The sequence below is a fragment of the Cylindrospermopsis sp. CR12 genome, from assembly GCF_001432185.1.
Classification (GTDB): Bacteria; Cyanobacteriota; Cyanobacteriia; order Cyanobacteriales; family Nostocaceae; genus Raphidiopsis; species Raphidiopsis raciborskii.
The window spans coordinates 15,350-35,901 of the sequence record NZ_LMVE01000095.1 but is presented as its reverse complement, the minus strand read 5'-3'; the positions used below and the strand labels follow the sequence as shown (position 1 = coordinate 35,901).

General features: G+C 40.6%; 19 protein-coding genes. 10 read left to right on the top strand and 9 right to left on the bottom strand.

Translation table 11 applies throughout. The features are described from left to right. Window positions 1–410: 410 nt before the first annotated feature. Both ASL19_RS10900 and cphA read left to right on the top strand, forming a co-directional pair. The gene (locus ASL19_RS10900) at window positions 411–1,292 is read left to right on the top strand and encodes a cyanophycinase (RefSeq protein ID WP_057178366.1); all 882 of its coding nucleotides are present in this window, start codon (window positions 411–413) and stop codon (window positions 1,290–1,292) included. A 138-nt stretch (window positions 1,293–1,430) separates the two neighbouring features. Beyond that, complete coding sequence (gene cphA / locus ASL19_RS10895) at window positions 1,431–4,085, top strand: cyanophycin synthetase (RefSeq protein ID WP_057178365.1); 2,655 nt, start codon at window positions 1,431–1,433, stop codon at window positions 4,083–4,085. A 48-nt stretch (window positions 4,086–4,133) separates the two neighbouring features. Here the strand turns inward: cphA and ASL19_RS10890 are convergent, their stop codons facing one another. Next, complete coding sequence (locus tag ASL19_RS10890) at window positions 4,134–5,348, bottom strand: bifunctional cobalt-precorrin-7 (C(5))-methyltransferase/cobalt-precorrin-6B (C(15))-methyltransferase (protein ID WP_057178364.1); 1,215 nt, start codon at window positions 5,346–5,348, stop codon at window positions 4,134–4,136. 562 nt (window positions 5,349–5,910) lie between these two features. On the opposite strand from ASL19_RS10890, the gene ASL19_RS10885 reads away from it, so the two are divergent. Beyond that, window positions 5,911–6,225, top strand: coding sequence for a DUF6679 family protein (locus tag ASL19_RS10885; protein WP_006276544.1), 315 nt, complete (start codon window positions 5,911–5,913; stop codon window positions 6,223–6,225). On the opposite strand, the gene ASL19_RS10880 is transcribed toward ASL19_RS10885, so the two are convergent. Both ASL19_RS10880 and ASL19_RS10875 read right to left on the bottom strand, forming a co-directional pair. Beyond that, the gene (locus tag ASL19_RS10880) at window positions 6,222–7,832 is read right to left on the bottom strand and encodes an MBL fold metallo-hydrolase (RefSeq protein ID WP_057178363.1); all 1,611 of its coding nucleotides are present in this window, start codon (window positions 7,830–7,832) and stop codon (window positions 6,222–6,224) included. The two genes, ASL19_RS10885 and ASL19_RS10880, sit on opposite strands and share 4 nt — an antisense overlap. A 235-nt stretch (window positions 7,833–8,067) precedes the next feature. Continuing rightward, window positions 8,068–8,598 carry a hypothetical protein gene (locus ASL19_RS10875; RefSeq protein WP_057178362.1) on the bottom strand — a complete coding sequence of 177 codons (531 nt, stop codon included), beginning with the start codon at window positions 8,596–8,598 and terminating at the stop codon, window positions 8,068–8,070. A 68-nt stretch (window positions 8,599–8,666) separates the two neighbouring features. Between ASL19_RS10875 and rsmA the strand changes: the two genes are divergently transcribed. From rsmA to ASL19_RS10860, 3 genes are read left to right on the top strand one after another with little or no spacing between them, the layout of a single operon-like run. Then, window positions 8,667–9,512 carry a 16S rRNA (adenine(1518)-N(6)/adenine(1519)-N(6))-dimethyltransferase RsmA gene (gene rsmA, locus ASL19_RS10870; protein ID WP_057178361.1) on the top strand — a complete coding sequence of 282 codons (846 nt, stop codon included), beginning with the start codon at window positions 8,667–8,669 and terminating at the stop codon, window positions 9,510–9,512. A 22-nt stretch (window positions 9,513–9,534) separates the two neighbouring features. Further along, complete coding sequence (ispE, locus tag ASL19_RS10865) at window positions 9,535–10,488, top strand: 4-(cytidine 5'-diphospho)-2-C-methyl-D-erythritol kinase (protein ID WP_057178360.1); 954 nt, start codon at window positions 9,535–9,537, stop codon at window positions 10,486–10,488. A gap of 26 nt (window positions 10,489–10,514) precedes the next feature. Next, a complete protein-coding gene (locus tag ASL19_RS10860) occupies window positions 10,515–10,817 on the top strand; it encodes a DUF3082 domain-containing protein (protein WP_006276539.1) in 303 nt (100 codons plus the stop codon). On the opposite strand, the gene ASL19_RS10855 is transcribed toward ASL19_RS10860, so the two are convergent. The 3 genes from ASL19_RS10855 to ASL19_RS18825 all read right to left on the bottom strand — a co-directional run bounded on the left by ASL19_RS10855 (window position 10,794) and on the right by ASL19_RS18825 (window position 12,979). Further along, window positions 10,794–11,648: a response regulator gene (locus tag ASL19_RS10855; RefSeq protein ID WP_057178359.1), complete on the bottom strand. Its 855-nt coding sequence runs from the start codon at window positions 11,646–11,648 to the stop codon at window positions 10,794–10,796. The two genes, ASL19_RS10860 and ASL19_RS10855, sit on opposite strands and share 24 nt — an antisense overlap. A gap of 47 nt (window positions 11,649–11,695) precedes the next feature. After that, entirely contained in the window at window positions 11,696–12,775 is a 1,080-nt protein-coding gene (locus tag ASL19_RS10850; protein WP_057178358.1) for a PAS domain-containing sensor histidine kinase, read from the bottom strand. A 78-nt stretch (window positions 12,776–12,853) separates the two neighbouring features. Further along, on the bottom strand, window positions 12,854–12,979 hold the full coding sequence (locus tag ASL19_RS18825) for a hypothetical protein (protein ID WP_255356458.1): 126 nt from the start codon (window positions 12,977–12,979) through the stop codon (window positions 12,854–12,856). 464 nt (window positions 12,980–13,443) lie between these two features. Here ASL19_RS18825 and ASL19_RS10845 point away from each other — a divergent pair, with 464 nt between their 5' ends. Next, a complete protein-coding gene (locus tag ASL19_RS10845) occupies window positions 13,444–13,698 on the top strand; it encodes a HetP family heterocyst commitment protein (protein WP_057178357.1) in 255 nt (84 codons plus the stop codon). A gap of 33 nt (window positions 13,699–13,731) precedes the next feature. Further along, on the top strand, window positions 13,732–14,571 hold the full coding sequence (locus ASL19_RS10840) for an indole-3-glycerol phosphate synthase TrpC (RefSeq protein WP_057178416.1): 840 nt from the start codon (window positions 13,732–13,734) through the stop codon (window positions 14,569–14,571). Between the two features lie 161 nt (window positions 14,572–14,732). On the opposite strand, the gene ASL19_RS10835 is transcribed toward ASL19_RS10840, so the two are convergent. Continuing rightward, a complete protein-coding gene (locus ASL19_RS10835) occupies window positions 14,733–16,205 on the bottom strand; it encodes an aminotransferase class I/II-fold pyridoxal phosphate-dependent enzyme (RefSeq protein ID WP_057178356.1) in 1,473 nt (490 codons plus the stop codon). A 137-nt stretch (window positions 16,206–16,342) separates the two neighbouring features. Between ASL19_RS10835 and ASL19_RS10830 the strand changes: the two genes are divergently transcribed. Together ASL19_RS10830 and ASL19_RS10825 are read left to right on the top strand one after the other, a co-directional pair. Next, a complete protein-coding gene (locus ASL19_RS10830; RefSeq protein WP_057178355.1) occupies window positions 16,343–17,359 on the top strand; it encodes a ribose-phosphate pyrophosphokinase in 1,017 nt (338 codons plus the stop codon). Window positions 17,360–17,444: 85 nt separating this feature from the next. Continuing rightward, the gene (locus ASL19_RS10825; protein ID WP_057178354.1) at window positions 17,445–17,903 is read left to right on the top strand and encodes a CBS domain-containing protein; all 459 of its coding nucleotides are present in this window, start codon (window positions 17,445–17,447) and stop codon (window positions 17,901–17,903) included. A gap of 8 nt (window positions 17,904–17,911) precedes the next feature. Here ASL19_RS10825 and ASL19_RS10820 read toward each other — a convergent pair whose 3' ends face one another. Continuing rightward, entirely contained in the window at window positions 17,912–19,036 is a 1,125-nt protein-coding gene (locus ASL19_RS10820; protein WP_057178353.1) for a CO2 hydration protein, read from the bottom strand. Next, entirely contained in the window at window positions 19,033–20,517 is a 1,485-nt protein-coding gene (locus tag ASL19_RS10815; protein WP_057178352.1) for an NADH-quinone oxidoreductase subunit M, read from the bottom strand. Before ASL19_RS10815 ends, ASL19_RS10820 begins: the two co-directional genes overlap by 4 nt. Window positions 20,518–20,552: the final 35 nt, after the last annotated feature.

The following is a 20,552-nucleotide window of genomic DNA, read 5'->3' as shown; positions in this document are numbered from 1 at the left end:
ATGTTTGAATCTATGTTTAAATAATTATCACGACTGAATTTATAACCGTAGCCACCCGGGGGGAGGCGAGCTTGAATCTCTAAGGGCCACCTAAAGTGAAAATGCCCTAAAAAACTAGCGATCGCAAACCTGAAAACACCGTAAAATCTATTTTATTTCAGACAAACAAATAGAAAGGTAAACGGTGATGGTGATGAGGAAAAGTAACGAACATGACAGAAAATAGGCTTCGTGTGCGTTTAAGGAAAAATTAGGGGGTTCGCTCCCAAAAGTTCATTAATGTCCTCTCAAAAAAGCAAAGGTCGGAAATCAAGACGGTAAGAAACCTGATTAAATGAATTCACTTGCCATTCGTCACCAACTAACCGTTTAAGGCGAAGGCCACTGAAGTTGTTGAACCAAGAAACACAATGCAGCAATTAAAAGCTAAAACGCTGGAAATGAGGACACCCCAAGCAACTAAAACTGCCGTTCTAGTGATCGGAGGCGCAGAGGACAAAGTTCACGGACGTGAAATTCTAAGAACTTTTGTTGCTCGTGCTGGCGCTAGTAAGGCTTATATTACAATTGTTCCATCTGCTTCAAGAGAACCAGCCATAATCGGTGGTCGTTACATTCGCTTGTTTGAAGAAATGGGTGCCCAGAAGGTGGAAATTTTGGACATTCGTGAGCGTGAACAATGTGAAAACCCTCAAATTAAAGCATCTCTAGAAAACTGTACTGGGGTGTTTTTAACCGGGGGTGACCAATTGCGACTCTGTGGAGTCCTAGCGGATACACCAGCCATGGACTTAATCCGGCAACGCGTAAGAGCAGGACAATTAACTCTAGCAGGAACAAGTGCAGGAGCAGCCGTTATGGGACACCACATGATTGCTGGTGGGGGAAGCGGGGAAACGCCTAACCGTTCTTTAGTAGATATGGCAACAGGTTTGGGATTTATTCCTGAAGTGATTGTCGATCAGCACTTTCATAATCGAAACCGTATGGGAAGATTAATTAGTGCTATTGCGGCCCATCCAGACCGTCTTGGTATTGGTATTGATGAGGATACTTGTGCCGTGTTTGAAAGGGATGGGTGGTTACAAGTGGTGGGCAAGGGTAGTGTGACCATTGTGGATCCCACTGAACTAACTCATACCAATGAGCCTCATGTTAGTGCCAATGAACCTTTGAACGTCCATAACTTACGCTTGCACATTCTAAGTTATGGAGATCGGTTTCACCTCTACCAACGTACTGTTTTACCAGCAGTGCATCGTCTCCCTAGTTATGGTGACAATGTGTCTTAACCCGCCAGCTATGATTTATCACCAAAAGATCAGCCTATTCCTAAGTAAAGGGAAAAAACCGTTCACCATGAACAGTTTACCGGTTAACTTGAGTAAGAAACTAAAATTTTGGTTCCGAATCTCCATCTACCTACACCCATGAGAATCCTCAAGATCCAGACCTTACGCGGACCAAATTATTGGAGCATTCGACGCCATAAACTAATCGTCATGCGCCTAGATTTGGAGAACTTAGCAGAAACGCCATCCAATCAAATTTCAGGCTTTTATGAAGGATTGGTGGAAGCCCTACCCAGCCTAGAAGGTCATTATTGCTCACCAGGCTGTAGAGGCGGTTTTTTGATGCGTGTACGAGAAGGGACCATGATGGGTCATATCGTAGAACACGTAGCCCTAGAACTCCAGGAATTGGCTGGAATGCAAGTAGGCTTTGGCCGTACTCGTGAAACCGCCACCCCTGGGATTTATCAAGTTGTGATTGAATATCTCAATGAAGAAGCTGGACGCTATGCTTCCCGGGCGGCAGTTAGAATATGTCAAAGTATTGTTGACAGGGGACGCTATCCTAAAGCCGAATTGGAACAAGATATTCAAGATCTAAAAGACTGTTGGCGAGATGCTTCCCTCGGTCCTTCAACGGAGGCCATAGTTAAGGAAGCCCAAAGGCGAGGTATTCCCTGGATGCCATTATCCGCCAGGTTTTTGATCCAGGTGGGCTATGGTGTCCATCAAAAGCGGATGCAAGCCACCATGACTGACAACACTGGCATTCTTGGGGTGGAACTGGCTTGTGACAAGGAAGCTACTAAACGCATTTTGGCTAATAGCGGAGTCCCCGTACCCAAGGGGACTGTAATCAATTTTCTGGACGATTTGGAAGAGGCCATTGACTATGTTGGTGGTTATCCCATCGTCATTAAACCCCTTGATGGTAATCATGGTCGTGGGATTACCATTGATATTAGAAGTTGGGATGATGCTGAAGCTGCATATCACTCCGCTAGGCAAGTTTCTCGCTCAATTATCGTAGAACGTTATTATGTGGGGCGTGACCATCGGGTTTTAGTCGTGGATGGTAAGGTTGTGGCTGTGGCTGAACGTGTTCCCGCTCACGTGGTTGGTGATGGTAAATTAACTATTGCTGAATTAGTTGAAGAAACCAATAAAGATCCTAATCGCGGCGAAGGACATGACAATGTGCTAACCAAAATTGAACTCGACCGCACTAGCTATCAATTATTAGAAAGGCAGGGTTATACCATTAATACTGTGCTTGGTAAAGAACAGATTTGTTATTTACGAGCTACAGCAAATTTGAGTACAGGTGGCGTTGCTGTAGACCGTACGGATGAAATTCATCCGGAAAATATCTGGTTAGCCCAAAGGGTGGTAAAAATTATCGGTTTGGATATCGCTGGTTTAGATGTGGTAACCACGGATATTAGTCGCCCTTTGAGAGAAATGGATGGTGTAATTGTGGAAGTTAATGCCGCCCCTGGTTTTCGGATGCACGTTGCTCCCAGTGTGGGTATTCCCCGCAATGTGGCTGGTGCGGTGATGGATATGCTGTTTCCCAATGAAAAACCTACCCGCATTCCCATCCTTAGTGTTACTGGTACTAATGGTAAAACTACTACCACTCGTCTGTTGGCTCACATTTATAAGCAAACAGGTCAAATTGTGGGTTACACTACTACTGATGGTACTTATATCGGTGATTTTTTGGTGGAAGCTGGAGATAATACTGGTCCCCAGAGCGCCCATCTCATCCTGCAAGACCCAACCGTGGAGGTGGCCGTACTGGAATCCGCCCGTGGGGGTATCCTCCGCTCTGGTTTGGGCTTCGAGTTCGCTAATGTGGGTGTGGTTTTAAATGTGGCCGCAGACCATTTAGGCATTGGTGATATTGATACTATTGAACAGTTGGCTAATCTTAAAAGCGTTGTGTCGGAAGCGGTCTTTCCTGATGGATATGCGGTATTAAATGCTGATGACTATCGGGTAGCTGCTATGGCGGAAAAGACAAAGGCTAATATTGCTTACTTCACTATGAATCCCGATTCTGAGCTTGTGCAACGGCATATTCAAAAGGGAGGAGTGGCAGCAGTATATGAAAATGGTTATCTATCAATTGTCAAAGGTGATTGGACACACCGGATAGAAAAAGCTGAAAGTATACCCTTAACAATGAGTGGTAAAGCACCATTTATGATTGCCAATGCTTTGGCGGCAAGTCTAGCAGCTTTTGTACAAAATGTCACTATTGAACAGATTCGCGCTGGTTTAAGATCTTTTCGGGCTTCTGTAAATCAAACACCAGGTAGAATGAACCTGTTTAATTTGGGTAAATACCATGCCTTAGTGGATTATGCCCATAATCCCGCCAGCTACCAGGCTTTAGGTTCTTTTGTACGCAATTGGACAAGCGGGCAGCGTATAGGAGTGGTTGGAGGACCAGGAGACCGCCGTGATGAGGATTTTGTTACTCTAGGAAAATTAGCAGCTGAGATCTTTGACTACATCATTGTTAAGGAAGATGATGACACCAGGGGAAGACCTAGGGGATCAGGATCGGATTTGATTGTTCAAGGTATCACCCAAACTAAAGCCAATTGTCGTTATGAGTCTATCCTAGACGAGACCCAAGCCATTAATAAAGGTTTGGACATGGCTCCGGATGGTAGTTTAGTGGTAATTTTACCGGAAAGTGTTAGTAGGGCTATTCGGTTAATTAAGGTGCGCGGTGTTCAGGAAGAACCTGTGTCACAACCCGCTGTTAATACTCCCGCCTAATTTTGAGTAGAGACGCTAATTCGTCTCTACTTGTCAATTTTGTTGGTGTTAGGATTTGCGTGCTACCCATTGGGTAACCGGAGACATTGCCTTCCAACCCAAAAATTTGCCCAGGGGTTGGGCCCGTTGAATGGAAATCCGGGTAAAACTACCTCCCACCTGTTCATACCACGTAAATAATGTTTTTTCTCCCTCTAAGGTGACCACATTAGCCATTATTCTCCCCCCAGGAGATAGAGAATTCCAACATTCCTCTAGCAATCCTGGTGTGCTGATTCCTCCACCAATAAAAATGGCATCAGGGGTGGGTAGATCCCCCAGCACCTGGGGTGCTTGACCACGAATAATTTGCAAGTTCGGTGTACCCAAAGCATTGGCATTATCCGCTATGTAGTGCGATCGCATGGAGTTTTGTTCAATAGCTACTGCTGCACATCTAATATTAGTTCGCATCCACTCTATGGAAATAGACCCACAACCTGATCCAATATCCCACAGCAGTTCCCCAGGTAAGGGAGCTAAAGTTGATAGGGTGAGGGATCTGACTTCTCGTTTAGTTAACTGTCCATCATGATGAAAAGCATCATCAGGCAAACCAGGTAGTCTGGATAACCCACATATTCCCCTCTGGGCAATACATTCTACGGCCATGGTGTTTAAATCGGCAATTTCTGTCTCGTGCCAACTTTGAGCTAAACCGGTTAAAATCCTCTCGTTCACACCACCCATCTTTTCTAAAACCGTAATTTTACTACCACCATAACCCCGGGTAGTTAAAATATTAGCCACTATTGCTGGTGTGTGTTTACCCTCACTTAAAATCAGTAGTTTGGCATTAGGGTAAATATAAGATGCCAGTAAGGAAACTGGACGACCACATACACTTACGGTTTCCACTTCTGAGTAGTTCCAGCCTAATCGAGAACAAGCTAAACTAAAAGCTGAGTTGGTGGGAATAATAGTGATTTCTTCTTTAGGAATATACCTAATTAAACTGGCTCCCACTCCATAGCACATAGGGTCTCCACTAGATAGAACACATACTAACTTGTTCTGGTTTCTATATTGTATAACCTGTTGAATAGAATTACCAAAGGGAGAGTTCCAGGAAATTTTTTTCCTCCCATCATCCGAAGGTAACATAGCTAAATGACGCTCCCCACCTACCAAAATCTCAGCTTGATCAACAAATAAAATAGCCGTTTTACTTAATCCAGCAATTCCGTCTTCACCTATACCTATTATTGATAACCACTTGTGCATATTTAAGAGAGAAAATAAAAGTAACAGAGAGTAATAATATACCTAGATATCCACCATAAAAAAATTATAGCCTTAGCCATAACACCATAGACCGGGTAAAAGTGATTGTTGGATAGGCGTTAACTATTTATTTATGAGATTATGAGATTGTTGCTGAAAATGAGTTAAGATCAAATACATTAGGGTGAAAAGTACAACCCATTCCCCAGACTTCCTAGAAATGCCAATGACTACAAGTAGGCAACCTAAACAACCGCAATCAACACTAGCTTTTGAGTGTTATTTGTTACATGATGATAGTAAGGAATCATTACCACACATTCACCTGGTGGGGAGAAAACCAAAAGATGTTGAAATTCTATGAGGTAAATCCCCAACAGAGTCCCTAAATCACCCACAGTCAAGAACTAAATTATTACTGATGGCATCCAACTTTGTTATCACTAAGTTGGGTAGAAACAGATAATAGTTGACAAAACTTGATATTGATTCCCCGGGACTTGAGCCCATGCTCCAATTTTCACAAGTTTAACTACGTAGTTTAAAAAGGTAGAAGTACTACATGCTACACCGCAAGATTTATCAACTGTGTTGCGATGGGCGGGAGGTATGTGTTTTTTTGCGGGATCAGCAACGCTGGATAGAGCGGGCCCGCATTATTGATATAGAGGGTGATCTCGTGACTCTACGTTATGAAACCGACGAAGAGGACGAAGTCTGTTCTTGGGAAGAAATGGTTCGCTTGGAGAGTATTGGCTCTGTAACTCAGAAGTTAGCTTCTGTACCACGCGGAAATGTGGACCCCTTGATGACAGAGGACTGTCCTGAGTCTGAACGTATCCATAACCGATTTACAGATCTCAATCCTGATTCCTAGGATTCATTCTCAGATAAGCGCTCGAAAGCTGGACAGTATCCTTCAAGAGTAACCTTAAAGTTATATAACGGGGCAGCGGCATTCCAACACCGTTGTCCTCTTTGGTGCTTACAAGTTCCACAGCATTCAATTTCAGACCAGTTATATTGGTATTTATTTTTGGCGGTGTCTAAGCTGTTCCTGTTTAATAAATCTCGTTGAGATAAACCTTTTAGAACCAAATCTTCTCCCTGCCAACGGGCTTCTACTAAGCCAGTATCAGCAAAATCCTGCCAACGTGGATCCTCTCTAATTTCTCTGGGCAAGATAATGGTAATAATTGTTTCTAGTTCGGTTAATTCTCCCTGATAATTGGCTTCTGGGACTGGGGATTGTATTAGTGTTTCCCCAATTGGCAATTCAACTAAGGTTCCCCCAGGGGGTGAGTGTACGTGATAACGATTTTGTAGTTCTTCTAGGGTAGTTAGGTCAGCTAAGTAAGTGGGATCACCATGAATAAATACTACATGCTGGGGACGTAAGTTATGTATTAATTGGGTTGTCCCCGGTCCATCACTATGCTGAGCTAAAAGGTATGTTTCCGTTTGAACCAGGGGGTTGTCTAGATCACTGGCCATCTTTTCTGGGAATAGAACTACCCAGGAAGCACCATTCCCATGATTAATATATTTATTTAAATCCGATTTATAATCCGTTAGGACAATGCAGGGTGAACTTCCCAGGGTGTCTAAATCCTCAACCTTTAGTCGTCGCACCCGAGGACGCACTCGCTCATCCCAAAATAAGGGTTGGTGACGAGCAAAATTCTGTACTGATGCAGGTAAATGGGATAAAAGCTCTAAATAAGCATCACAACCAGTTCCTACTTCACCATCAACCCAAATATCTATGTCCTGTCCAGTGAAATTATGGTGGGAGCGTAACAACATCAACAATTCCTGACCTAACCCCAGCGCTGGTGTAGGTAGCAGTACAGAGGACTTATCTATGATGGCCCGATTGATTCTTTCTGCAATTTGATTTTCCTGATGACGACGATGGGGGTGGCGAGATGTTCCATAACTACCCTCAACTAACAGCACATCCAAATTTAAACCCCTGAGTTCTTCTAATCTTAGACCATCTACCAACCGGGAGTTAGAAAGGAAAAAATCCCCTGTGTAGAGCAGTTTGTAGTCTCTTTCTGAACCTTGGTAGGTGAGTAAAATTGCCACAGCACCGGGAAGATGACCCGCAGGGAATAATTCCACCACTAGATTTTCTTCTACTTCAATAGGCGATCGCAAAGGGAGTGCTTGACAAAAGGTGAGATTTTCTGTTGTTTCTAGTTCTGTCCAGTTTAAGGGTAACAACTTACTAGTTACTTCACTAGTGTAAATAGGCAACAGAGGGAAGGCGCGATTTAATGATAGCAGTCCCCGGCAGTGATCTGGGTGTGCATGGCTAATCAAGACCAAATCTGCTGGTGAGTTTTCCTGAGTGATGGAAGAAATATCAGCCGCACCGCAGTCTAAGAGAATGCGGTGGGGGCCCATTCTGACTATGACACACACCCCCTCATCCTCGTGCTGAACACTATAGAGTAAACATTCTAATTCGTTGGTCACTACACTCAAAAGGGGAGGATGAGATTAATGTGCAGAACCGTTGCCATGATAATTTTCCGAATCATAGAATCCATTTTGAGTGCCAAAAAATAGGCAAGCCACGGTAAATATAAACGTTAGTATTACCAGAATTAACTTGACATCCATTATGTTACCCTACTTTAACCTTTAAGCTACACAACTTATGCTGGCATTATATTAGCCTATATTATCGCAAAACTGGGTTTAAAACTCCTTAAAAAATAATTTCTTTATCTCCCTGGGTAAAACGAACATCTTTAATGTTCCACTCTGGTTTACTGGTGAGGGTTTTGCGAATACTACCAAAGAGGGCAAACTGCTCACAACTAGAAAGGGAAGCAATTTGACGACTAGAGTCTGGAGCTACTCGCAGATCAATTGTCGCGATCTCATTAGAGATATCTAAACGATAGCTAACTATGCTAAAATCAGCACTAGTTTGCTGCTCCAGGATTTTGCCTATGCTTTGGTCAATGATCTGGTCTGCTGATAATCTGACCACCTGGGGAATATAATCTTGACATTGGGCATCACTTGTGTATAGAGTAACCTGGATAGTTTTATCAGTGTTACTAAGGGACTGAGAACTGCTATTTGGAGATGGTGGAGGGGAAAAGGGTTGAGAGGTGGGTTTGGCAGGGTCTGGCAAATTTCTGGGAGTACAACTGCTGACCGCGCCAACTACAATTAGTAATATGGGTAATAGCAGTACGGTGAAAATATCACTTGATAAACTGAGCTTCATAGTAGTGATGACCCTTGTTAATTCTTAATTAAACAATAAATGCGTTTGTAAGCACTGGTAATTAATCCATGGTAAGACCACAAAAACAGTTTGCTCAACATTGGTTAAGAAGTGAAAAAGCACTAAACTCCATTGTTAAAGCTGCTGAATGTCAAGTAAATGATAGGATTTTAGAAATTGGTCCGGGAACCGGAATTCTCACTAAGCGGTTGCTACCGTTAGTTGATTCCTTGCTAGCAGTAGAAATTGATCGAGACCTGTGTGAACTACTGGCCAAAAAACTGGGTGCAAGAGAAAACTTTTTACTTCTCCAGGGTGATTTTCTCACTCTTGGTATAGCATCTCAACTGACCGCTTTTCCTAAATTCCAAAGACAAAATAAAGTGGTTGCCAATATTCCCTACAATATTACAGGTCCAATTATCGAAAAACTTTTGGGTACTATTGCTGATCCTAATCCCCAACCCTTTGATTCCATTGTATTACTTATCCAAAAGGAGGTGGCACAAAGACTATATGCTAAACCCGGTTCCAGAAATTTTGGAGCCCTATCTGTGAGAGTACAGTATTTAGCGGAATGCGAGTTCATCTGTACAGTCCCCGCCAGTGCATTTTATCCACCGCCAAAAGTAGATTCTGCGGTAGTGCGTTTATTACCCAGAAATATAGAAATAGGAGCTAATGATCCTAAACTGTTGGAAAATATGGTTAAATTGGGGTTCGGGTGCAAACGAAAAATGCTCAGAAATAATTTGCAATCAGTAATTGACCGTGAGTCCCTGACTAAATTACTGGAGGGATTAAACATTAATCCTCATGTTCGGGCGGAGGAAATCAGCGTATCTCAATGGGTATCACTGGTTAATTCCCTGAATACAACGTCTTTGATGTCTGTTCATACTCAACCGAAATAAAATACTACTAAATAATTATAACATGCGTCAATACAGTTTAATTGCACCTGCAAAAATCAACCTATACTTAGAAATCATTGGTGCTCGTGCTGATGGCTATCATGAGTTAGCAATGATTTTACAAAGCATTAGTTTAGCAGACCAAATAGATTTACATGCAGCCAATACACAAACAATTAGAGTTTTTTGTGACCACCCTCAAATACCTACAGATGAAAGTAATTTAGCACACCGGGCAGCAGTGCTGATGGCCAGTAATTTTCCTACTGCTTTTAGTAACTTTGGTGGAGTTGATATTACAGTGAAAAAAAGGATTCCCGTAGCTGCAGGTTTAGCTGGGGGTTCCACAAATGCAGCAGCGGTGTTAGTAGGTATAGACCTACTTTGGGGTTTAGGATTAACTCAATCTCAATTGGAAGAATTAGGAGCAAACCTGGGTTCAGACATACCTTTTTGTATTGGTGGAGGAACAGCAATTGCTACTGGAAGGGGTGAGCAACTTTCTCCCCTTCCCAGTTTAAATAACATGTATTTAGTCTTAGCCAAATATAAAAGTTTAGCTGTGTCTACCCCCTGGGCCTATCAAACCTATCGTGAGCAATTTGGTGCCGAGTATATAAAAAATCATCAAGACTTTACCCAGCGTACCAAAGCAGTTCATGCAGCAGAAATTGTCCAAGCCATTGCAGTTCAGGATCTAGGGGGAATTAGTCATAACCTGCACAATGATTTAGAAAAGGTTGTCTTACCAGCTTATCCCCAGGTTCTACAACTACGGGAACTATTTGCCAAACAACCAGAGGTTTTAGGAACAATGATGTCAGGCTCAGGACCTTCAGTATTTGCTATTGTAGAATCAAAACAGGATGCTGAAACGGTTAAAGAAAAAATCACAGTAGCTATTAATAATAGTGATTTAGAATTGTTTGTAACCCAAACAATTGGTCATGGCATCCAATTAGAAACCAGACATTAAAATTAGTTTAGAAAAGGAAGAGAATTATGAAAGAACCGTTAAAATCCGCACAGGATACGAACGCTCCACCAACACCATTAAGATGTATAACTGGAGCAACAATTTCCGGAGGACTGGCTTTTGCCATGTATTCCCTAATGATTGCTATAGCTACTACCTTTGCTAGTAAACCCATTCATTCCGATAACCAAATAGTTATTAATATTGCCTCCGCAGTTCGTACCTTAGTGGTAGGTGTGGTAGCTTTGGGAATGGGAATTTTTAGCATAGTGGCCATAGGTTTATTGGCCTTAGCTATCCAGTTACTAATCCAAGGGAAAAATAGTTAAAGATTTGGGTAAGTTGGTGGAACTTATGCCTTTTTGGGTGCAAACATGAGACAATTGGTGTTGTTTTCTCCACATCTTTGGTGATAGACTTTGATACTGACTAAACTGCCTAGAAAAATGACAACAATTTTGATAGCCAATTTTCGTGGCAATCTCTTCAATTGTTAAAGCAGTGTTTTTTAATAAAAAGCAGGCTTGGGTTATTCTACGTTTGACTATCCAGCTATTGACACTATTTCCTGTCTGTTGAGATACTTGGTTGGTCAAATAAGCTGGAGAGTAACCTACAGCTTGTGCAACATCGGATAAAGTAATGCCTAATTGGTAATGACTTTCAATATAGTCAAAAACCTTTTGAAAATGGGGAATATTAGGAAATACTAAAGCTGGATTTTCTGGTTTGTTTGTTATGGGGGAGTTGTTATTGACATACCAGGATTTCATGAGAGACTGTTTTTCTAATCTGATATGGATAGCTTTTAGTAGTTCATCAATTGTGGTAGGTTTAGTCAAATAATCATCAGCACCTAATTCCATAGCCTTTCTCACAGCTGCTTTGGAATTATTGGTGGAAAGAAAAATAAATGGCATGATTGCTAATTGGGAATTTTGACGCAATTTAGTTAAAACGGTATAACCATCCATATCTGGCATGATCAACTCGCAAATAACTATGTCAGGTAGATTTTCCTTAGCCTTGTAAAGACCAAGTTCACCGGTTTCTGCTGCGATAGTGGCAAAACCTTCTGCTTTCAGAGATTCCAATAAAAGATTTTGCATTAAATGGTCATCTTCAATTACCAGAATTTTTTTTGATGATTCAGCTGTCATTTTCAACGAATATAATTTTTTAAAAACTTGTGACTGTGAATAGAATATTAAAAATTGAATTGTCTTGGCAAGGATTGTAAAACAATAGTGAATGTGGTACCCATACCCAATTCACTAGTTATTATGATTTGACCCTCACATAGATCCACCAGAGTCTTAACAATTGATAAACCAAGCCCGGTACCAGAAGTTTGACCAACATTATGACCTCGATAGAATTTTTCAAATAGTCTATCTTGATCCACCTGGGCAATGCCAATACCTTGATCTTTAACTTTCAAAATGATTTGCTCATCTTCATTTTCAATTAAAAGATGGACAATAGTCTTATCAGATGAATATTTAATGGCATTATCTAGTAAGTTGGTCAAAATTGCTTCTATTATGTGGGGATCTATCCATACTTGCTTACAGTCTCCCAGATAATCAAACTGAATTGACCTGCCATTTTTAATTAGGGTCATTTTTTGGACTAAATTCTCACAAAACTCAATCAAATTTACCTGGATCGGTGAGATAATTGCTTGGGAATATTTGGTCTTACTTAAAAATAAAATGTCATCCAATATGTGATCAATTTGTTTTACCGCTGTTTCAATGTGTCCAACAAGCGACAACATTTTTTCTTCTTCCCATTGATGAATATTTCGTTTAAGTAGACTGTTGGAAAAAGAAATAATATTGAGGGGTGTGCGAAATTCATGGCAGAGTATGGGCACTAACTCTTGTGTATTTTCTTTGATAACTCCATAACAAAACTCACTTTCTTGTAATTGAATATAGGCAAAATCTATTGTTGCTACAAATGTTCTTCCCCCCTTGGTGCGATAGCGAGATTTCCAAGACAGACCTTCCACATTTTTGAGATTTTCCCATTTTTGCAACCATTTATTCAGGGAAAAATCTATATCCAAATTACTTAGATTCATAGATAGCAACTCTTGATGCGAATATTCCATAATAGCGGACATGGACTTATTTGTATAAATAAAGTCTCCATTATTTTTGACACAAAAAGCAGCATCTATGATTTGATTAATCAGAAACTCGACAAGTTTATCCTTCATGGAAGGATAGTTTAATTGATAATTGATTTTCTCTAGCATGGAACCCCGACAATTCATCATCTTTATTTACTCCTGAGTCTTTACAGCGTATAAAAGTATATAGACTGCCACAGTTAATTTACAGCTGGTTGTATAGATTTAAATACCCGCAAATACTGAATTTTTGGCATCAATTGTGTACCAAGCGTTCCGATCTAAGTAGGGAGGCACAATTATTTGTAGGATGGGTCGAGTAACAAGACCCATGCGGGTGTTGGGTTTCATACTTCAACCCAACCTACGTTCATCTTATATTTAATTCCATCCATTGTTTGTCATTACCAACTAAGATGGGAAATACCTTATGTATAGACCTCACCAACTTCAATCTTAGGAAGTTTTTGTAGTCTCCCATCAAGGGGATTCAACTATATTTCCAGAAGGTAAATCATCCTACTATTGACATAATTAACCATTAGAAATAGTTTGGGGATCATCCGTCATCTAACTAAAGAAGTATTAGTTGTAAAGATTGTAAGTATTTGGGAATACAATTATTGATTAATGACAGATACCAAGGTAACACCGAAAAAATAGACAAGTCCATCTAAAAATAGTTCATTTATTTCTCAGTTAAATTGAGTATCCTGAAGACATTGATCAATGGGATAATAGATGAAATAAACCTGATGGCGTGTTAAATCATCTCTTCGACCATAGATTGATGTCAGAAATTAGGAGTGCATACTATGAAAGGACAGTTAGATGATTATAATAGGCAGATTAATAAGAAAATCAATACGGATCAAATAGAGCAAATAATCAAGGCAATTATAGCTGGTAAATATTCTTGGGCTTGTGTTTTGCTGCTGAGATTTTCGGGACTTAACCCCATTGACTACATACCATACCGCACTTATATCAGATTGCTGAAAAATAACTATTTACTAGGTGGCTCTGGGCAAAATCAACCAAGCAAAAAAGAAGTGGAAATAATGTGTTAATTCATTCTACCTATGATCATGCTACAGAACACAATGGAACCTATAATCAGAGAAATTATATGGCACAAAAAACTAGAGATTACCCAAATTCAACAGGAAATGTCTCTTGCTTCTCTCCAACGTCAATTAACTGCTGCTCCTAGTGTGAGAGATTTTTTCACTGCTTTGCAACAAAACATTTACAAACCCAGTTTAATTGCAGAAGTGAAAAGGATATTTTCATCCGAGAATATACTTTCATCTGATTTTGATGCTTTGTCTATTGCTAAATCCTATGAACGAACTGGGGCAGCTTGTATATCTGTTGTGACAGATCAGAAATTCTTTCATGGTGGGTTTGATCAGCTACGCATTGTTCGACATAAAGTCACTTTACCTATTCTATGTAAAGATTTTGTTCTGGATCCATGTCAAATTTACTTAGCACGAGCAGCAGGAGCAGATGCAATCTTATTAATTGCCGCCATTCTCACGGATCAGCAAATTAATAACCTTTTACGGGTAATTCATTATTTAGGAATGAATGCTGTGGTCGAAGTTCATAATTTGATGGAGTTAGACCGTGTTATTAGGTTAGAGGATGTGCGTATTATTGCCATTAATAATCGCAGTTTGGAGGATTTAACTGTTAATATCAACACTACTCTGGAGTTAATGGCTGCCAGAAAATCACACCTACATAATTTGGGGATTTTGGTGGTAAGTGAGTCAGGAATTGAGACATCTCAAGATTTATCCTTGATGGCTAATGTTGGTGTCAATGGGGTATTAATAGGAGATTGTTTACTGCGAGAAGAAAATTTAGAGGACGCAGTGAAAGAGTTGTTAAAATCCCAAATTTATGGTTTTGGTGGTCCCAGTTATAAAAGTTAATCAAGCCAGCTCCTAAACTTGCACAAGAGGTGAAGGAGCTTTTTTTACTTAAGAAAGATAAATAAATAGGATAAGTGGGTGAGTGGAATTAAACATGAACGTAGGTTGGGTTGAGGAACGAAACCCAACGCCCCCATGGGTTACCCTACCGCTAACCCATCCTATTTAACAACTTTGAGGGTATGGCAACTTGCATCCAAACAACCTGTAATCACTCCTCCTAAATCCTGCACCTGCTGTAAATAATCTAGGGCTGATTTTGTAATTCTTTCTCCTGGCATTAATATTGGTATTCCTGGAGGATATGGACAAATATTTTCTGCACAAATTCTATCCACCGTCTTTTCTAAAGGTAGAATTTCACTTGTGGCAAAAAAAGCCTCACGGGGAGAAATGCCCAACCTATTATCTGGCTGATAATTAAATATTATCTTAGAGATGATGTTGGAGGTGATCATCTCATATTTTCTAGACCTGGGTATATCATTGATTTTTTTAAAAACTTTTACCAAGGCATTAATATCTGATTCATTATTTCCTAAACTAATAATAAATGTAACATTCTCAAAAGAAGAAACCTCTGGTACAATACCCATTTCAATTAGAAAATTTTCTGCGGCAAAACCCGTGATACCTAATTCTTTTACATTCACGGTTAATCGAGTTTTATCCAGATCAAAAAAGCCTGGTTGCCTAATTTTTGGCAATTCTAAAACTGATAAACCAGGAATTTCTCGAATTTTATTTCTGGCTATATTTGCTAGTTCTAGGGTTTGCTGCATCAAATTTTGACCATCTATAGCCATTTGCTGACGTGCTGCATCAAGAGAAGCTAAAAGTATAAAACTCGGACTTGTGGATTGTACTAATTGTAGAGCTTGATTTAATCTATCAATGTTAATTCTATTTCCCTGAACATGTAACATTGCTGTTTGAGTCATGGACCCCAGGGTTTTATGAATAGATTGTATGGTTAAATCCGCACCTGCGGTTAAGGCGGATATGGGTAAATGATCATGAAAGTTAAGATGGGCACCATGAGCTTCATCAACTATTAAAGGAATATTATGTTCATGAGTAACTTGACAGATGGCTTTTAAATTGCCACACACTCCATTGTAGGTTGGATAAACCACTAATACAGCCTTAGCTTGGGGATGTTGAGCTAAAGCTATTTCTAAGTCTTTAGATGTAATACTACAAGTAATATCCACATCTTGATCATACTGGGGATTGATAAAAATGGGAATAGCACCAGCTATAATCAATCCAGAAACCACAGATAAATGTATATTTCTGGGTAAAAGAATATGCTGATTTGGTCCACAAACGGTCATAATTGCTGCTATAATACCACAACTGGAGCCATTGACTAAAAACCAAGTTCTTTGAGCACCAAAGGCCATGGCGGCTAGTTCTTGTGCTGCTAAAATTGCACTTTCAGGTGCAAACAAATTATCTAATTCTGACAGTTCGGTTAAATCGGCTCTAAATACGTCTTTACCAAGCAAATCGGTTAAAATGGGTGAGACTCCTGCACCCCGTTTATGTCCAGGAGTATAAAAGGGGGTATGGTTTTTGGATATGGAGGATTTTAAGGCATCAATTAGGGGAGTTTGGCTTTGGTTCAACATCGAAGATCTCTCTCAAGTTAAAAAATCAACAAATCGTCAATCTAATCTGGGAAAATAGTGTTAATTTATATGGAGGTATTCCCAATTTTTCTGCATTTGTTCATGAAATCTGCTACATCTTTGATGATAATATCGCCATGAATGCGCATCTAGGATCTGCTGTGCTAAATTCTGCAAGTTTAACCATGCACCCAGTCACCACAGGAGTGACTGACAACCAACGTCTGCGATTATTTTCTGGATCGGCCAATATCCAATTAGCTCAAGAAGTCGCACGCTACTTGGGCCTGGACTTGGGCCCCATGATCCGCAAAAGATTTGCGGATGGTGAGTTGTATATTCAAATTCAAGAGTCTATTCGCGGTTGTGATGTTTATTTAATTCAACCAACTTGTAAGCCAGTTAATGACCATTTAATGGAATTACTAATCATGATTGATGCCTGCCGTCGTGCTTCTGCTAGACAGATTACGGCAGTGGTTCCTTATTATGGTTACGCCCGTGCGGATCGAAAAACCGCCGGGAGAGAGTCCATTACTGCTAAATTGGTTGCTAACCTAATTACCCAAGCAGGGGCTAATCGAGTCCTGGCTATGGATCTACATGCGGCACAAATCCAGGGGTACTTTGATATACCCTTTGATCATGTTTATGGTTCGCCAGTCTTACTGGAGTACCTACAGAATAAAGCACTACAAGATATTGTTGTGGTTTCTCCTGATGTGGGTGGGGTAGCTCGAGCTAGAGCATTTGCTAAAAAACTCAATGATGCTCCCCTGGCAATAATTGATAAACGTCGTCAGGCTCATAATGTAGCTGAAGTTCTGAATGTGATTGGGGATGTGAAGGGCAAAACGGCTGTTTTAGTCGATGATATGATTGATACGGGAGGTACTATTACTCAGGGAGCAAAGTTACTCCGAGAAGAAGGTGCTAGTCAAGTATATGCTTGTGCCACCCATGCAGTATTTTCACCACCAGCTATTGAACGTCTTTCCAGTGGGTTGTTTGAGGAGGTGATAGTTACTAATACCATTCCTATTTCTCCAGCAGATCAATTCCCCCAATTAGTAGTGCTTTCAGTTGCTAATTTGCTTGGGGAGGCCATTTGGCGTATTCATGAGGATACTTCCCTGAGTAGTTTATTCCGTTAACTGAGATAGTTGATAGTAGTATTATCTAAAATAGTAAGTTAGTAGCTTGACTTTCCCGTTTCTATAGTAAGGTATAGGTATAACCATGTCTAAAACTGTTGCCCAGGTGATGACCCATAATCCGATTATGGTTAATCCTCAAACTCCTTTAAAACAGGCAATCCAAATCTTGGCTGAGAAGCAAATTAGCGGGTTGCCTGTGGTTGATGATATGGGTAAGTTGGTCGGGATTATCTCAGAAACGGATCTAATGTGGCAAGAAACAGGAATTACTCCTCCTGCATACATTATGTTTTTGGATAGTGTGATTTACTTACAAAACCCTGCTACTTACGAACGGGATTTACACAAAGCTCTGGGACAAACTGTGGGGGAAGTGATGAGTAACAATCCGATCACTATTAGTCCTGATCAGTCTTTGAAAACAGCAGCAAAAATTATCCAGGACCACAAGGTTCGTCGTCTCCCCGTGGTTGATGATGCTGGTACTGTAATTGGTATTCTGACCCGTGGTGATATTATTCGCACTATGGCATGCGATTGATTGTTGTTTTAATTGTTTGCTTCCAGCAATCGGGAGGTTTGAAATCTATCCATCCACTTTTCCAAGTACACTAGATTGGCTGTCTGTTCGCTGGGATCTTCTGTATCTATGGCATAGGGCATTAATCCTAGAATAGCTGCAGTTGTCACACAAAACATGGACTTTTGAAAGCTGATACAGATTTGCACCAGCAGGTCATCTTCACCTCTCAAACTGTGACGGTAAATCTGATGGAGGTACTCGGGTAGATAATGGCGCATGTCATGCATTAATAATGTGGGTGGAACACCTGAACCACCAATAGGTAGAGGATCCGCATATAAAGCACCATATTCAAATTTGGCCTGGTCTGGGGGAACCTGATATGCTTGAGCGTTTAGGGACACTGTTCCTAAAAAGGGTGTACCTCGGAAAAATACCGCTTCTACGTAAGGAATGGCTGTGTCGGCCAGGAATGTTAATCCCATGGATTTAGGGATAATATCATAAACTTGCTCCCCAATTTTTACTTGGTAAGTGATTGGTTTTAAGGCATCTTTGACTAAACCAGCTTTGATGTGTTCTACTACTTGAGGAATAGATGTGATTTTTCCCAGATCGTACAGATCTGATAAACTGAGAAAGATATCAGCCATGACTCGCCAAAATTGACCGAGACCACTATAATAGGCGGACATCCGCAATTGTTCAATTAAAAAGTCCGGAAACAGCTGGTTAAGACCTATAACCCCTAGGTTGTATTTGAACTTAGCTGATATTACGGCCTGGGCTCTGTGGGCAAATTCAGGGCTATCTAAATAGGAATCTAGCCCCCCACCACCATGCCACATCATGGTTTTCATGCAGTATTCTGCATATTCAAAGTTAATGCGATCGTGCCACCAATGACGGAATAATTGGGGAAGGGAGATTTTGCCGTTAAAATATTTGAAAAATGGGAAGAATACTAAAAATTGATGATCTGCTATGTAGATCAGGTTTTGAGAATAAGCATCTAGTACCACACCATAACTTTTGAGAATCCCTACAACTTCTAAGACATTTTCTGGACTGTCTTTGAGTAGGGCCTTTCCGGTTTGCAATTGCTCGATGAATTCATGTAGGGGATGGACCCTGTTTTCAATCTGTTTCATTTACTTACTTGAGTTAATTGGCTTGCTGGTTTTTGCACACTGACCTGCACTGTTGCTTGACTCCAATGGGTTAACCATGACGGTTGAATTCCCAAAATAATAATTAATCCCGCTAATACTACAGCAGGCAAGCGATCGCTCAGGTATACGCGAGGTAGTCTAACTACTTGTGCTGATAATCTGCCAAAGAAGGCCCGATTTACCAAAATTAGGAAATAAACTGCTGTTAAACCAGTTCCCACCATGGATAATAGGGTTTGTACTGGAAAAACCTCATAGCTACCCCGGAAGATAATAAATTCTGAAATAAAACCTACCATCCCTGGTATACCTGCACTGGCCATAACTCCTAAAATCATTAGTGTGCCAACCACTGGCATTCCCCGTTCCGGATTTAATAACCCCCGCAGCACCTCTAAATCACGACTACCAGCTTTTTTGTATACTACACCTACCAGTAAGAATAACATGGCTGAAATCAGCCCGTGACTCACCATTTGCATAATAGCACCTAGTACACTTAAAGGTGTAGCCGCTGCTGTTGCTAACAGTATATAGCCCATATGTCCAATAGAGCTATAGGCTACCATTTTTTTCATATCCTTCTGAGCGATCGCACAGGATGCTCCAAATAGTACACTAATTACAGCCCATGTTGCCAAGGTAGGTGCTGCATATTCCCAGGCTTGGGGTAATAAGTTCATACCAAATCTAACCAGACCATAGGTTCCCAATTTCAACAGTACTCCCGCTAAAAGTACGGAAATGGGAGTGGATGCTTCCACGTGAGCATCGGGTAACCAGGTATGAAAAGGAACAAGGGGGATTTTAATGCCAAATCCGATGATGATTCCAGCCAATAACAACAGTTGGGTGGTTAAAGGTAGAGTGTGAGCATTGACAGTTTCTAGGGCAAAACTAGGGGAATGACTCAACCAAATCATTCCCAAGAAACTGGCCAGAATTAGGATTCCTGAGAGGGCGGTATAAATGAGAAACTTAGTAGCTGCATAACCTTTTCGTATTCCTCCCCAAATAGCAATTAGTAAGTATAGGGGAATCAGTTCCAATTCATAAAACAGGAAGAACAATAATAGGTCTTGGGCTAAAAAAGCTCCAATTACTCCAGTACTCAGTAAAAAAATTAAGGAATAATAAAACTTGGGACGCTGGATTGACTCATCAGTACTGTAAATGGCAATAACAGTCAAAATTCCGTTCAACAATAGTAAAGGTAAGGATAAACCATCCACACCCAAACGATAGTTTAACCCTAACACATCTATCCAAATCAGGGATTCGGTAAATTGCACAGTCCCCTGGTTAGGGTCAAACTTAATCGTTAACAAAACAGTCCACAAAAAAATCATTCCAGCAATGGCCAGAGAAATTTGACGGGCAGTTTTTCCACTTATCGATGTTGGATAAAAACCAATCACAGCTGCACCAATTAGAGGTAGCAAAATTAGGGTACTTAACATCATTAGTTCATTATTGCTAATTTGGCATTTAGGCG